Origin of the sequence: Janthinobacterium sp. CG_23.3, from assembly GCF_046115965.1 — a bacterium.
Lineage (GTDB): Bacteria > Pseudomonadota > Gammaproteobacteria > Burkholderiales > Burkholderiaceae_D > Janthinobacterium.
The window spans coordinates 1-14557 of the sequence record NZ_JBJXIB010000145.1; the positions used below are offsets into that span (position 1 = coordinate 1).

The 14557-nt window shown below is 64.0% G+C and carries 10 protein-coding genes; 4 read left to right on the top strand and 6 right to left on the bottom strand.

Annotated elements, in window-relative coordinates; translation table 11 throughout:
• Window positions 1-211 precede the first annotated feature (211 nt).
• On the bottom strand, window positions 212-2464 hold the full coding sequence (locus ACFDR9_RS24015) for an arginine/lysine/ornithine decarboxylase (protein ID WP_017875783.1): 2253 nt from the start codon (window positions 2462-2464) through the stop codon (window positions 212-214).
• 147 nt (window positions 2465-2611) lie between these two features.
• On the bottom strand, window positions 2612-3112 hold the full coding sequence (locus ACFDR9_RS24020; protein ID WP_017875782.1) for a dihydrofolate reductase: 501 nt from the start codon (window positions 3110-3112) through the stop codon (window positions 2612-2614).
• 264 nt (window positions 3113-3376) lie between these two features.
• Between ACFDR9_RS24020 and ACFDR9_RS24025 the strand changes: the two genes are divergently transcribed.
• Entirely contained in the window at window positions 3377-4720 is a 1344-nt protein-coding gene (locus tag ACFDR9_RS24025; protein ID WP_409032587.1) for a VWA domain-containing protein, read from the top strand.
• A 172-nt stretch (window positions 4721-4892) separates the two neighbouring features.
• On the opposite strand, the gene ACFDR9_RS24030 is transcribed toward ACFDR9_RS24025, so the two are convergent.
• Complete coding sequence (locus ACFDR9_RS24030; protein WP_409032588.1) at window positions 4893-5402, bottom strand: hypothetical protein; 510 nt, start codon at window positions 5400-5402, stop codon at window positions 4893-4895.
• Between the two features lie 339 nt (window positions 5403-5741).
• Between ACFDR9_RS24030 and ACFDR9_RS24035 the strand changes: the two genes are divergently transcribed.
• A complete protein-coding gene (locus tag ACFDR9_RS24035) occupies window positions 5742-6818 on the top strand; it encodes a M35 family metallo-endopeptidase (RefSeq protein WP_409032589.1) in 1077 nt (358 codons plus the stop codon).
• 186 nt (window positions 6819-7004) lie between these two features.
• Here ACFDR9_RS24035 and ACFDR9_RS24040 read toward each other — a convergent pair whose 3' ends face one another.
• Window positions 7005-7979 (bottom strand): thymidylate synthase, encoded by a 975-nt coding sequence (locus ACFDR9_RS24040; protein ID WP_409032590.1) that lies wholly within the window; start codon window positions 7977-7979, stop codon window positions 7005-7007.
• A 290-nt stretch (window positions 7980-8269) separates the two neighbouring features.
• On the opposite strand from ACFDR9_RS24040, the gene ACFDR9_RS24045 reads away from it, so the two are divergent.
• Complete coding sequence (locus tag ACFDR9_RS24045) at window positions 8270-10966, top strand: EAL domain-containing protein (protein ID WP_409032591.1); 2697 nt, start codon at window positions 8270-8272, stop codon at window positions 10964-10966.
• 162 nt (window positions 10967-11128) lie between these two features.
• Window positions 11129-12586: an OmpP1/FadL family transporter gene (locus tag ACFDR9_RS24050; RefSeq protein ID WP_409032592.1), complete on the top strand. Its 1458-nt coding sequence runs from the start codon at window positions 11129-11131 to the stop codon at window positions 12584-12586.
• 163 nt (window positions 12587-12749) lie between these two features.
• On the opposite strand, the gene ACFDR9_RS24055 is transcribed toward ACFDR9_RS24050, so the two are convergent.
• Window positions 12750-13829 carry a threonine aldolase family protein gene (locus tag ACFDR9_RS24055; RefSeq protein ID WP_409032593.1) on the bottom strand — a complete coding sequence of 360 codons (1080 nt, stop codon included), beginning with the start codon at window positions 13827-13829 and terminating at the stop codon, window positions 12750-12752.
• A 19-nt stretch (window positions 13830-13848) separates the two neighbouring features.
• A complete protein-coding gene (leuE, locus tag ACFDR9_RS24060; RefSeq protein WP_409032594.1) occupies window positions 13849-14526 on the bottom strand; it encodes a leucine efflux protein LeuE in 678 nt (225 codons plus the stop codon).
• Between the last annotated feature and the right edge of the window lie 31 nt (window positions 14527-14557).

Below are 14557 nucleotides of genomic sequence, written 5' to 3' on the forward strand. Positions count from 1 at the left end.
ATGCTGATTGTAGGGCAGGTAGCTCGTCGTCATTCGACAAGTTTACCTCGTCCCCATTCCGATTGCATCAGTTTCTGCCGCGCAGACTCCTAGGGGGGGCGAACGAGCCGGCGCCGTCGCTCACACCAAGGGCGTCGCCCCGGGCCCGGACCTGAAGGTCCGACCCGGCGCTGTGCCTTGGCTTGAGCGTGAGCGTTACCGGCCCGCGAAGTTACAGGCGCACGCAGTCGACAAAGTAGCCGCGCTTGCCGTCCACTTCGCGTTTGACCAGGCCGTGCACGTCGGTCTCGAAGCCGGGGAAGCGCTCGTTGAAGTCGCGCGCAAAGCGCAGGTAGTCGACGATGGTCTTGTTGAAGCGCTCGCCCGGGATCAACAGCGGAATGCCCGGCGGATACGGCGTCAGCAGGATCGAGGTGATGCGCCCTTCCAGTTCGTCGATTGGCACGCGGTCGATTTCGCGGTGCGCCATTTTGGCGAACGCGTCCGACGGCTTCATCGCCGGGATCATGTCCGACAGGTACATTTCCGTGGTCAGGCGGGCGACGTCGTAGGCCTTGTAGAAATCGTGGATCTGCTGGCACAGGTCGCGCAGGCCCATTTTTTCGTAGCGCGGGTTGGCCGCCGCGAACTCCGGCAGGATGCGCCACATCGGCTGGTTCTTGTCGTAGTCGTCCTTGAACTGTTGCAGCGCGGTCAGTAGGGTGTTCCAGCGGCCCTTGGTGATACCGATCGTAAACATGATGAAGAACGAGTACAGGCCGCACTTCTCGATGATGACGCCGTGCTCGGCCAGGTACTTGGTGACGATCGAGGCCGGAATGCCGGTGTCGCCGAACTTGCCGTCCAGCGACAGGCCCGGGTTGACGATGGTCGCCTTGATCGGGTCGAGCATGTTGAAACCCTTGGCCAGGTTGCCAAAGCCGTGCCAGTCGTCCTCGGCGCGGATCATCCAGTCGTCGCGCTCGCCGATGCCTTCCTCGGCGAAGGTGTCCGGACCCCAGACCTGGAACCACCAGTCCTTGCCCCATTCCTGGTCTATTTTCTTCATCGCGCGGCGGAAGTCGAGCGCCTCGATGATCGATTCCTCGACCAGCGCGGTGCCGCCCGGCGCCTCCATCATCGCCGCGGCGACGTCGCACGAGGCAATGATCGAGTATTGCGGCGAGGTCGAGGTGTGCATCAGGTAGGCTTCATTGAAGGCGTCCTGGTCGAGCTTGACCGACTCCGATTCGCGCACCAGGATTTGCGAGGCCTGCGACAGGCCGGCGAGCAACTTATGCGTCGACTGGGTCGAGAAGATCATCGATTCCTTGGCCCGCGGGCGGTCCTTGCCGATCGCGTGCATGTCCTTGTAGAAGTCGTGGAAGGTCGCGTGCGGCAGCCACGCCTCGTCGAAGTGCAGCGTGTCGATTTTTCCGTCCAACATTTCGCGCAAGGTCTCGACGTTGTAGATCACGCCGTCGTAGGTCGACTGGGTGATGGTCAGGATGCGCGGTTTCTTGTTGGCCGCTTCGCGGGCGAACGGGTTCGCCTCGATCTTGCGGGCGATGCTTTCCGGCGTGAACTCTTCCAGCGGGATCGGGCCGATGATGCCCAGGTGGTTGCGGGTCGGCATCAGGAACACCGGAATCGCCCCGCACATGATGATCGAGTGCAAAATCGACTTGTGGCAGTTGCGGTCGACGACGACGATGTCGCCCGGCGCCACCGTCGAGTGCCAGACCATCTTGTTCGAGGTCGAGGTGCCGTTGGTGACGAAATAGCAATGGTCGGCGTTGAAGATGCGCGCGGCGTTGCGCTCGGACGCGGCCACCGGGCCGGTGTGGTCGAGCAACTGGCCGAGTTCCTCGACGGCGTTGCAGACGTCGGCGCGCAGCATGTTTTCACCGAAGAACTGGTGGAACATCTGGCCGATCGGCGACTTCAGGAAGGCCACGCCGCCGGAATGGCCGGGGCAGTGCCACGAGTAGGAGCCGTCGTTGGCATAGTGCACCAGCGCGCGGAAGAACGGCGGCGACAAGCCGTCCAGGTAGGACTTCGCTTCGCGGATGATGTGGCGGGCGACGAATTCCGGGGTGTCCTCGAACATGTGGATGAAACCGTGCAGCTCGCGCAAGATATCGTTGGGGATATGCCGCGAGGTGCGGGTTTCGCCGTACAGGTAGATCGGAATGTCGGCGTTCTTGTAGCGGATTTCCTCGACGAAGGCGCGCAGCGACTTGAGCGCGTGGTCGGTTTCCTCGATGGAACCGGCGCCGAACTCCTCGTCGTCAATCGACAGCACGAACGCCGAGGCGCGCGACTGCTGCTGGGCGAACTGCGACAGGTCGCCGTAGCTGGTCACGCCGAGCACTTCCATGCCTTCTTTTTCCATCGCGGCGGCGAGGGCGCGAATGCCCAGGCCGGACGTGTTTTCTGAACGGAAATCCTCGTCGATGATGACGATAGGGAAACGAAATTTCATGGAAGTCTCCAAAGGGAAAAGCCAGTCCAATGGCATCGGCCGGGACTGGCGGCTCGCCGCAAAAATGCGCCGAAAAAATAAAAACCGGATTCTCGCAGAAATGACGGCAATCCGGTGAAAAAATTAGCAACTACGGGTAAAACGCCGCTAAGCGGCGAGATAATTTCCAACCCGGCGCAGCGTGACGAAAGCGTAATCCAATCCCGCCTTCTCGGAATGGTGCTGCGCGCGCGCGGTTTCCTGCCACAGGGCGGCGTCGGGCTGCGGGAAAAACGCGTCGCAGTCGAAACGTTGGCCAATTTCCGTGATGACCAAGGTGTCGGCGAATTCCAGCGCCTGCGCGTAGATCTGCGCGCCGCCAATGACGAAGGCGGGCGCCTGGCCGACGAGCGCGAGCGCCTCGGGCAACGACGCGACCGCCTCGACGCCGTCCTGGCGCCACTGCGCGTTGCGCGTGATCACGATATTGCGCCGGTTCGGCAGCGCTTTGCCGATCGAATCGAAGGTCTTGCGGCCCATGATGACGGGATGGCCCGTCGTCAGCGCCTTGAAATGCGCCATATCCTCCGGCAAACGCCAGGGCATGCCGTTGTTGATGCCAATGCCGCCCTGGGTGTCGGTGGCAACAATGATAGTGATCTGTGTCATATCGATTATATATAGAGTGAAACGGAGAGCCGCGTGCGGGGGGCACGATGGCCGGCTGGTCTGCGAGCGGTATTATCGGTCATTTTGATGCGCATGCCATGTTAATCCTCCCGGACGGCGCGCAGCGGAGTTTTCGATCCGCATCAATGCGCTTGCTATGCGGTAAAGCGGATACCGCCGCGCCGATGTACCATACGCGGCAGCGTGCCGTAGCGATGGCGCGCCCATGGATACAATTAACCCAGACAACCCACCGGAGCCAACATGCAAACCCTGTCAAAAGGCCAGCGCCTGAGCATCGCCGAGGCGGCACCCAGCGGCGCATTGCACCTCGGCCTTGCCGGACACGGACTCGCGCTCGACTTCGCCTGCTTCGGGCTGGACGCCGCCGGTAAGTTGTCCGACGAGCGCTACATGACCTTCTTCAACCAGCCGCTCACGCCGTGCGGCGGGGTGCAGCTGGAAACGCTGCCGGGCGACGACGCCGGCTTCGGGTTCCAGCTGGCGCGGCTGCCGGCGGGCGTCGAACGCATCGTCGTCGCCGCCACCATCGACGGCGAAGGCAGCATGGCGCACCTCGACACCGGCTACCTGCGCCTGCTCGACGGGCGCCGCGAAACGGCCCGCTTCGCCTTCCGCGGCGCCGACTTCGCGCAGGAGCGGGCGGTCATGCTGGGCGAGCTGTACCGTAAAGACGGACAATGGCGCTTCATGGCCGTCGGCCAGGGCTTCAACGGCGGCATGGACGCGCTGGTGCGGCACTTTGGCGGCGCCGTGGCCGAGCCGAGCGCCGCCGCGGCCGCCCCGGTTGCCGCTGCGGCCACGGCCCCGGCCGCCCGGATTTCGTTGGAGAAGCGGGTCGAACGCGAGGCGCCGCAACTGGTCGACCTGGTTAAACAGGCCGGGGTGTCGCTGCAAAAAGCCGGCCTGGGCCAGCACCGCGCCAAAGTCTGCCTGTGCCTGGACATCTCCGGCTCGATGGGCAAACTGTACCGCGACGGGCTGGTGCAACGGTTCGCCGAACGCATCCTGGCGCTGGGCTGCCAATTCGACGACGACGGCGACATCGACGTCTTCCTGTTTGGCCGCGACGTGCACCGGCCCGCGCCTATGAGCTTGAGCAACTGCACCAGCTACGTCAAGCACGCCATCGAGCACCATCCGCTGGAAGGCGACACCCGCTACGGCCGCGCGATGCAAGCGATCCGCGCCCATTACTTCCCGGACGCGGCCGGGGGCGAGCGCAGCAAGCCGGTGGCCGCGGCGCTGCCGGTCTACGTCATGTTCCTGACCGACGGCGGCACCAGCGACCAGCCGCTGACCGAAAAGCAACTGCGTTGGGGGAGTAACGAGGCGATATTCTGGCAATTCATGGGAATCGGCAAAGGGCGCAAATCGAAGAGCAAAAAACTCTCGGCCTTCAGCGCCAGCGACTTCCCCTTCCTCGAAAAGCTCGACGACCTCAGCGGTCGCCTGATCGACAACGCCGACTACTTCTCCGTCAGCTCGCCGGACGAACACAGCGACGCCGAACTCTACGACCTGCTGATGACCGAATACCCGGGCTGGCTGGCGCTGGCGCGCCGCAACGGCCTGCTCCCCCAATAACGTGGGCAATGAAACCGTTGTTAATTCGGAAAAGATGTGTCTTTTTAATGAAATCGCCGTTTACTCCGGGTCATGAACCTGGGACGATGTCTTGATACGCCGTTGTAAAGGATGTTGCGGCAACAAGAGCAGGTGCGGGGTGGCCGTCTGGCTGGGCGGCCACCCCGCTTTTTTATTCGCCGCTGTGCGTGAAGGTCGCCGGGGGAACCGCAACCGGCGTCTGCGCCGCCACGCCCTGGGCTAGCCCCTTCAAGTCTTTCAAATAATACCCGTCATACCTCAGCTGGTAGGTATGCGTCCCCTGTTTGAAGGCGTAGCTGTCGGTGATGTCGATGGTATTGCGGCGCGTCGCCTTCGGCTTCAGCGTCAAATAGTCGTCTGCCGTCAGCGCGCCGCGTTTGACCATCCTGCCCTGGTAGTCGGCCGGCTCGCCGGTTACGGTGTCGCGGATCTCAAACAAGCGCCCGAGCAATTGCTTTTCGCTTGCGATGGCGCGCGGCACATACACCGTTTGTCCGCTGCGATTGTCGAGCAGGACGTTCACCAGTACCCGTCCTTGGCTCGACGTTACCGTCAGCGTTTCGGTAAATCCAGTCATGCCGTTTCCTCGTGCTAGCGCGGCCATCGGGGCGAGCAGCAAGCACACCGCGCCGACCAGCGTTGCGATTATCAATTGGTTCAAGTCATCCTCCTGTCGCGATTGGGGCATACGCTGCATTGTGCCATACGAAACGCCGCCGCCGCGCCAGGATGACGCCGACAGAAGCCCCGCTGGAAAAGTCTAAATATGGACATTTCCTCGCATTTTGTCCATATCTTTATATTATCTTCAGTCATGTCGCCACGGCGCTGTCCGCAAGCGATAAAAGCGTTGAGAATTCGAAAAAAGTGCCACTTTTCAATTTAATCAATGTTTACTTTAAGTTAATTAATGTGTGAGGATGTATGCATGAGCCGGCCTAATGCAAGTTGCCGACGGGCTGGTTCATTTTCAGAAATCACACACTTCAGGGAGACACGGATGAATTGGAATCATGTGGTCAAGTTTGGTGGTTCGGTCGTTGCGGCGGCGGTTTGCTTTAGTGCCAGCGCAGCCTCGAACGGCGTGGTGGCAAGCATCAGCATGGACAAGCAATCGCTGGGCAATACCGACGACGTGGTGGTGCGGGTGACAATGACCAACACCTCGGCGGCGCCGCAGTACGTGCTGAAGTGGCACACGCCGTTTGCCGCCATCGAGGAATCGCTGTTCGACGTGACCCGCGACGGCGTCCAGGTGCCCTACGAGGGCAAGCACGTGAAACGTGCGGCGCCGACCTCGGCCGACTACTTCGTGCTCCAGCCAGGCAAGTCCCACACGGCGACGGTTGAATTGTCCTCTCTGTACAACATGAGCGTCACCGGCAACTATTCGATCCGCTTCGCGACCAAGTCGTACAGTCTGTTCAGCAAGGGCGAGGCGCGCGAACGCGCCGGCGACGACAAGCGGGCCGACACGCTGCAATCGGAGCCGCTGGCGGTGTGGGTCGAAGGCAACCTGCCGCGCGGCACCTCGACGCAAAAGGCGGCCCCAAGCTACGAGCTGGCCGGCAGCCTGTCGTTCAGCCAGTGCACCACGTCGCAGCAGACCACCGTCAGCTCGGCCATCGCCGCAGCGAAAACGATGGCCAGCGCCGGCGACGCCTACATGGCGGCCGGCAACACGGGCACGCGCTACACCAAGTGGTTCGGCGTGAACAATTCGACGCGCTACACAACCGTGAAATCGCACTTTGCGGCTATCAAGGACGCGCTCAACAACAAGGCGGTGACGGTCGATTGCGGCTGCAAGGAATCCTACTTCGCCTATGTGTACCCGACCCAGCCGTACAAAATCTACGTCTGCAACGCATTCTGGGGCGCGCCGATGAGCGGCACCGATTCCAAGGGCGGCACGCTGGTGCATGAAATGAGCCATTTCAACGTCGTCGCCGCCACCGACGATTGGGCCTACGGCCAATCGGCCGCGGCCAGTCTGGCCATCAGCGACCCCGCCAAGGCTACCGACAACGCCGACTCCCACGAGTATTTCGGCGAGAACACGCCAGCGCTGCCATAAATGGGCAAGGCCCGCGGCGTGTTTGGCGCGGCGGGCCTGGCGAGAATTGCGGGGTGGCGAGCACAATGAATAAATTGAGACGGAGGACGCGCCGGACTTGGGTCTGTCGAAGGTCAATAGACTCGCCTGGATGGGCGGCCACTCCGCGCGCAGTGTGCGCGCGCCTTGCCGCCCGCGCCGCCGCGGCTACACCGCCATCGGCGCCGTGATCGGCGCGTGGTGCTGGTAGCCTTCCAGCGTAAAGTCGCCCGGCTCGATCTTTTCCAGCCACTCCGGCTCGTACTTGCCGGTCTTGGCGTAGTCCGGCACCCGGTCGGAGATGACGAAGCGCGGCGCCGGGTAGGGCGTGCGCGTCATTTGCTCCTGCACCATGTCGATGTGGTTTTCGTAGATGTGGGCGTCGCCGATGAAGTAGGTGAACCAGCGCGGCGTGTAGCCGGTCAGCCGCGCCACCAGGTGCAGCAACGCGGCGCCCTCGGCCAGGTTGAACGGCGTGCCCAGGCCGATGTCGTTGCTGCGCACGTACAGGCATAGCGAGATTTCGCGCGTGCTGGCGTTGGGAATGAACTGGTACAGCAAATGGCAGGCCGGCAGGGCGACCGCGTCCAGGTCGGCCGGATTCCAACCGTGGAACAGGATGCGCCGGCTGCCCGGGTCGTTAATGATGGTGTCCAGGCATTCGCGCAACTGGTCGACCGCCTTGTACAACAGTACTTTGGTCACGCCCGCCTCTTGCACCGGGGCCACCACGCGGAAACCCTTGCTTTCGGCGTCGGCGATTTGCAGCGGCTTGGCGGCGTCGATCAGCTTGTAGGCCGGCCAGCCGCGCCATTGCACGCCGTACACCGGGCCGAGGTCGTCCTCGCCCTCGCGGTAGGGGTTGGCCAGCCATTGCGCGTTTTCGTTGGCGTTCTGGTCCCATACCTTGCAGCCCAGCGCGCGGAACTCGGCGGCGTTGCGCGAGCCGCGCAAAAACGCCACCAGTTCGCCGATGACGGACTTGAACGCCAGCTTCTTGGTCGTCACGGCGGGGAAGCCGTCGTTTTTCAGGTCGAAGCGCATCATCGCGCCCGGCACGCTGAGGGTGCGGATGCCGGTGCGGTTGTGTTGCCAACTGCCGGTGTCGAGCACCGTCTTGATCAATTCTTTGTATTGCTGCATGTATTCTCCAACGGACTGTCAGCGCGTCGTCGGTCGGCTTGCGCCGTTCCGGCTAACCCGACCGACAAAAATCGGCACTCCCAACAAACCGAGATTGTAACCTAGCCCGCCGGGTCTGGCGGGCGGCGTATTTTGCTGTTTTGTTGGATAATATGACAATGTTGTTACAATTGGATATCAGTTCGTGATAGTTTGCGTGTCCTGGCGGCAATATAGGCAAAAATGCACTCACCTCCCGCTTCGCCGTTTCAACGTGAGCAACGTGAACGGCAGGCAAAACCATAATCGAAATGAATAAAATTACATTTGTAAGGGGCAATCTGCGCCTGATCCTGGTGTGGCCGCTGGTCGGACTGTTGTTGTTGTCGTCGCTGTGGGCCGCCACCTTGCTGCAATTGCAGGCGGAAAAAAAATTGGCGCAAAAGCACGCGCTGGCAAGCGCCGCGTCGCTGTCGAAGGCCTACGCCCACACCCTGGGCCGCACCCTCGAACAGATGGACCAGATGACGCTGGAGCTGAAATACGACTGGGAGCATGCGAAGGGCGCGCTGCGGCTGGAGGACGCGCGCAAGAACGGCCTGTACGCGGCGCCGCAGTATGCCGCCGTGGCCATCCTCGACGCCGCCGGCCGGCCGCTGACGGCCACGGTGCCGTTCGCCCGTCTGCGCGCGCTCGACAACGCCGAATACCTGCTCAAGCACCTGCGCGACAGCGGCAACGAGGTGCGCATCGGCATGGGCGGCCAGGGCGGTGTGGCGGGCGCGCCTTTGATTCATTTCACCCGCCGGCTGGAGGACGCCAACGGCGCCTTCAACGGCGTGGTCGTGGTGGCGGTCGATCCGGGCTATCTGTCGCAGTTCTACGACAGCTTCAACTTCGGCCGGCACGGCTTGTCGGCCATGGTCAGCGGCGACGGCGCGCTGTTTAGCGCCCGCGTCGGCAACGCCGCGGTGGCGCTGAACCGCGCGCCGTTTTTCGACACCGCCTTCCTCGACAGCGACAGCGGCGCGATCCTGTCGGCAGGCCGGGTCGCCTTCGCCGACAAGCAAAGCCGCTTTCTCGGCTGGCAGGCGCTGCAGACCTATCCATTCACCGCCGTCATCGGGCTGGCCGCGTCCGAGGTGCTGCGCCCGTACCTGGAAACCCGCGGTATCTATATTGGTATCGCCGGCGCCGTCAGCGGCCTGCTGCTGGTGTTTACCGCGATCGCCAGCGTGCTGTCGGTGCGCCTGGCCTGGCGCCAGCAGCAGTCCAAGGACATGCGCAACGCCTACCGCATGGCAACCGAGGGCACCAGCGACGGCTTCTACATCGTCGGCGCGATCCGCGACGCCAGCGGCGCCATCTGCGACTTCGAGCTGCTCGACTGCAACGAGCCGGGCGCGCTGTTCTTCGGCGTCAGCCGCGAGCGCTTGTTGGGCATGCGCCTGCAGGCGCGCGCGGGCGAGCCGTACTTCCGCGACCTGATCGCCGCCTACCGCGAGGCGATGGCGTCGGGTTTTTCCGACCGCGAAGTGGAGCTGCCGGAGAGCAATCCCTTCAATCTGCGCTGGATACGCCGGCGCCTGGTGCGCAGCGGCGACCGCCTGGCCGTGACCTTGCAGGACATCAGTGGCAGCAAGTCGCACGAGGCCGAACTGCAACGGCTGGCCAACGAGGACGGCCTGACCGGCCTGCCGAACCGCCACTGGCTGAGCCAGTTCCTGCCGGCCGCGCTGGCCCGCGCCGGCGCCGGCGGCAACATGCTGGCGCTGCTGTTCATCGACCTGGACGGTTTTAAATGCGTCAACGACAGCATGGGCCACGCCGAGGGCGACCAGGTGCTGCGCGCGGCGGCGCGGCGCCTGCAGTCGGTGCTGCGGCCGAGCGACCGGGTGGTGCGCCTGGGCGGCGACGAGTTCGTCGTGCTGCTCGACCCGGTCGACGACGAGGCGCGCGTGGCGCGCGTGGCCGAGCGCATCGCCGCCGCCGTCGAGGAGCCGTTCCTGGCCGGCGACGAGCGCCACAAGCTGGGCGCCTCGATCGGCATCAGCGTGTACCCGCGCGACGGCGCCGATCCCGAGACGCTGCTCAAGAACGCCGACATCGCGATGTATGCGGTGAAGCAGGCCGGCAAGGGCCACCACCGCTTTTACCAGCCGGCGCTGTACGAGGTGATCCGCAGCCGCCGCGACATCGAACAACACTTGCTGGCGGCGCTGGAGCAAGACCAATTCGTCGTGTATTACCAGCCGCGCGTGGACGCCCTCACCGGCGAGTTGTGCAGCATGGAGGCGCTGGTGCGCTGGAACCATCCGCAGCAGGGCCTGGTGGGGCCGCTGGAATTCATCGCGGTGGCCGAGAGCAGCGGCCTGATCGCGCAATTGGGCGCCTGCGTGATCGACAAGGTTTGCCTGCAGCAGGCGCGCTGGAAGACCCTGGGCCAGGAACTGGTGCCGGTGTCGATCAACGTCTCGGCGCACCAGTTCGGCCGCGGCGACGTCGACCGCGTGCTGGCGGTGGCGCTGGCGCGCTACGGCATCGAGCCGCGCCTGATCGAGGTCGAGATCACCGAATCGGCCATGATGGGCGAGCAGGGCGGGGCGCTGGCGCAACTGGCGGCGATCCGCGCCCACGGCGTGCGCCTGCTGGTCGACGATTTCGGCACCGGCTACTCGTCGCTGTCGCAGCTGCAAAAATTCGCCATGGACGGTTTGAAGATCGACCGCGCCTTCACCCTGGAGCTGGGCAAGTCGAAGCAGGGCGAGGTGTTCATCCGCGCCATCGTGTCGATGGCGCACGCGCTCGGCATGGGCGTGGTGGCCGAAGGCGTGGAAACCCAGCAGCAATTGGAGATCTTGCGCGCGCTGCAATGCAACGAGGTCCAGGGCTACCTGATTTCCAGGCCGGTGGCGGCCGACGCGATGCTGGAATTAATGCAAAAACGGTTCTTGATAGAATCTTTGTTGCCGCTAGGCACGTCTTATCGAGCGGTTGCAGAAGCGTAATTCTACATCTTGGTAAAAAGAACGAGCGCTCGCTCGTTTCTTGGGAATGTTGTATGCTTGAGCCTTCCAGGGTCCCAATGTGTTCCGCGTACGAATTCACTGCGGTTCTGGCCATTGAAATGACCGGCGTATTTAAGCCACTACAACAAAGAGAGACTCATTTTGAAATACAAGTACCTGCCATTGATTATTGCCAGCGCGCTGGGCGCGATGTCCGCCACCGCCCACGCCTCCGGTTACCGTTTCGGTTCGCAAAGCGTGGCCAGCCAAGGCACGGCCGACGCCAACGCCGCCGAAGCCAACGACGCCTCGACCGTGTTTTACAACCCCGCCGGTCTGAGCCGCCTGGAAGGTAGCCAGTTCTCCGGCGGCGCCACCGTCGTCGTGCCGCACTCGACCTTTACCGATACCGGTTCGAACCGCTTCAACGTACCCGCCGTCAACTACACCGGCGCTTCCACCGGCGGCACCGCCGCCAAGGATTACACGCCCGAGGTGGTGGTGGCGCCGTCGATCTACGCCAGCAAGAAGATCAACGAGCAATGGTCGGTCGGCGCCGGCCTGTTCGTGCCTTACGGCGCCAAGCTGGACTACGGCAACACCTGGACCGGCCGCTACGCGCTGACCAGCATCAAACTCGAATCGATCGCGCTGAACCCGTCGCTTGCCTTCAAGCTCGACCAGCACCATTCGTTCGGCTTCGGCGTGAGCGCCGAATACATGAAGGCAGAACTGGCCCAGGCCGTCGACGTGCCGGGCGGCGTGCGCTTCCTCGGCCAATTCGCGCCGGCCGGCTCGGCGGCGTTCCTGCGCGGCATCGCCCAGCGCGAAGGCTTGGCCGCGGCCGGCGCCGCCGGTCTGGCGCTGCGCAACGCCGGCGACGGCCACGCCTCGATGGACGGTGACGACTGGGGCTTCGGCTACAACCTCGGCTACCTGTACCAGGCGAACCAGTCGACCCGCTTCGGCGTGGCGTACCGCTCGTCGGTCAAACACAAGCTGACCGGCAAAACCATTTGGGATTTCTCCAACGCTAGCAACAACGCCGCGGTCAACCAATTCCTGTCGGCCAATTCGGGCAAGGTCAACTCCGAAGCGCTGGTTGAATTGCGCACGCCGGAAACGCTGTCGGTCAACGTGTTCCACCAGATCGACGCGCAATGGGCCGCCATGGCGGACCTGACCTGGACCCGCAATTCGCGCCTGCAGAACCTCGACATCCAGTTTCCGCCGACCGCCCAGGGCGCCGAGCGCATCCGCCAGGAATGGAACGACACCTACCGGCTTGCGCTGGGCGGCAACTACCGCTACAGCGACAAGCTGCTGCTGCGCGGCGGTTTCGCCTACGACCAGGCGCCGACCCGCAGCCCGGAGCTGACCCACCCGGCGCTGCCGGACAGCGACCGCTACCAATTCTCGCTGGGCGCTAACTGGAAGTTGAGCGCCAACTCCTCGATCGACGCGGCCTACAGCTTCCTGCAGTTCAAGGATGCCAACATGAACTACACCAACGCCTGCTCGCCGATCAACCCTGCTTGCACCGGCAACGGTGAAACCACCCGCGGCCAATACCAGACCCGTCTGCAATTGCTTGGCGTGGCTTACAACTACAAGTTTTAAGCCGCTGCAACGCCGGCAACGCGCCGGCGTTTGACCAGGCGGGCCGGCCGGACTGAACTCCGCCGGCCCAATGAAAAGGACACCCCTCGGGGTGTCCTTTTTACTTGTGCCGCCGCTAACCTGGTGGGCCAACAACGCTAAAAATCAAGCCCCGGCTGTTTGTCTACAACGCGTCGGAAAACCACTGCAATATCTCGCGCACGCGCGCGTCCGGCATCGCCAGCAGGTTGTCGCCGACGTACCATTCAATCACGCTGTGCTCCGGCAGTGCGGCGTTGGCCGCGCGGCCGAACAGCCAGACGCCGTGGCGCTCGGCGATCTGGTTGCGCACCAGCGTGGCGCGCTCGCGGCTGACCGGCAGGTGCAGGTGCAACATATTCGCCTGCGGCCGCGCCGGGTTCGGCCGCAGCCGCGGGTAGTCGCGCAACGCCTCGTAAAACCATTCGGTGCGGCGGAAATAGGCCGGCATCGCCGCCAGGCGGGCGTCGAATTGCATCGCCGCGGCCGCCACGTACGGCGTGCGGTGCAGCACGTTGCCGCCCTGGCGGCGGAACCACTCGGCCGCCAGCGCGACGAACTCCTCGCCGCCGGCCAGCATCGCGCCACCCATCCCGCCTATGCCCTTGTACAGCGACACGTAGACCGAATCGAAACCGGCGGCGATGGCGTCGAGCGGTTGCGCAAAGCCGGCCGCCGCCTCCCACAGGCGCGCGCCGTCCATGTGCAGGTGGATGCCGCGCTCGCGGCAGTGGCGCTTGATATCGCCCAGCTCTTCCCAGCTGGGGCACTGGCCGCCGATTTCGCGCATCGGCAATTCCAGGGCTACGGCGCCGAGCCGGTCGGGAATGGCGCGCAGCTCGCCGGCCGTCCAGGGCCGGTGCGGGTCGCCCGTTTGCAGCGCCTGGAAATGGTCGAGCAATTGGTGGTTGCCGCGCTCGTGGCGCAGGATGTGCGCGGTCGGGTGCAGGGCCACCAGGCGGCTGCCGCGTTGCTGGCAGGCCAGGCGCAGCGCCGTCACCTGCGCCATGGTGCCGCTGACGCAAAACACCGCCGCCGGCAGGCCCAACAGCTCGGCCACCTTGGCCTCGAACGCCTGGATCAGCGCGCCGTCGCCGTAGTTGTCGTGCTCGACCTGGTTGGCCTCGCACCAGGCGGCCATGGCGGCGAAGCTGGCGGCGGGCGTCGGCACGCGGTGGCCCGCCAGCACGGTGTGGCAGCGTTGGCGCAGTTCGGCCTCGGTCATGCGCTGCTCCTCGATCGATTTACAGGGTGGCGCTGGCCAGTTTCGCGCCGAAGCCGATGAACATCGTGCCGACGCCGCCGGACATGCCGGCCGACAGGCGGCGCCGGCGCCGGAACGCCGCCGACAGGCGCACGCCGATGAAGATGATGGCGGTCAGGTAGGCGAAGCTGATGATTTCGCAGACGATGCCGAGCAGGCCGAACGACAGCAAGGGCTTGCCGAATTGCGGGTCGACGAACTGGATGAAGAAGGAGATGAAGAACAGGATCGCCTTCGGGTTCATCAGGCTGATCACCAGCGCCTTGCGGAAGGGGTTGCTGGCGCGCGGCAGCGGCGCCTCGCTCGATGCGAGCGCCGGTCCGGCGCGCAGCGCGCGCCAGCAGCCCAGCAGCATTTGCAAGCCTATCCAGCACAGGTAGGCGGCGCCGACGTACTTGACCAGGTGGAACAGGGTGGGGCTCGCTTTGAGCAGCGAGGCCACGCCGCAGGCCGACAGCACCATCAGCACAAAGTCGCCGGCGAAGACGCCGCAGGCGCCGCGATAGCCCTCGCGCACGCCGCGTTGCGCCGCCACGCTGAGCACATACATCGAATTCGGACCCGGCAGCAGGACGATAAAAATGGTACCGAATAGGTGACTATTCAGCCTGAGCGTACAGCGTAGAAAGTTGTTGTAAACGAATCGTGGATAACGCATCATGCGTGCATGCCACCAAAACCGCCCCGCC

Excerpts from the sequence above, each read along its gene's own strand:
- ACFDR9_RS24025 (WP_409032587.1), top strand. The coding sequence starts at position 3,377 with ATGCAAACCCTGTCAAAAGGCCAGCGCCTGAGCATCGCCGAGGCGGCA.
- ACFDR9_RS24035 (WP_409032589.1), top strand. The coding sequence starts at position 5,742 with ATGAATTGGAATCATGTGGTCAAGTTTGGTGGTTCGGTCGTTGCGGCG.
- ACFDR9_RS24015 (WP_017875783.1), bottom strand. The coding sequence starts at position 2,464 with ATGAAATTTCGTTTCCCTATCGTCATCATCGACGAGGATTTCCGTTCA.
- leuE (WP_409032594.1), bottom strand. The coding sequence starts at position 14,526 with ATGCGTTATCCACGATTCGTTTACAACAACTTTCTACGCTGTACGCTC.
- ACFDR9_RS24020 (WP_017875782.1), bottom strand. The coding sequence starts at position 3,112 with ATGACACAGATCACTATCATTGTTGCCACCGACACCCAGGGCGGCATT.
- ACFDR9_RS24055 (WP_409032593.1), bottom strand. The coding sequence starts at position 13,829 with ATGACCGAGGCCGAACTGCGCCAACGCTGCCACACCGTGCTGGCGGGC.
- ACFDR9_RS24045 (WP_409032591.1), top strand. The coding sequence starts at position 8,270 with ATGAATAAAATTACATTTGTAAGGGGCAATCTGCGCCTGATCCTGGTG.
- ACFDR9_RS24040 (WP_409032590.1), bottom strand. The coding sequence starts at position 7,979 with ATGCAGCAATACAAAGAATTGATCAAGACGGTGCTCGACACCGGCAGT.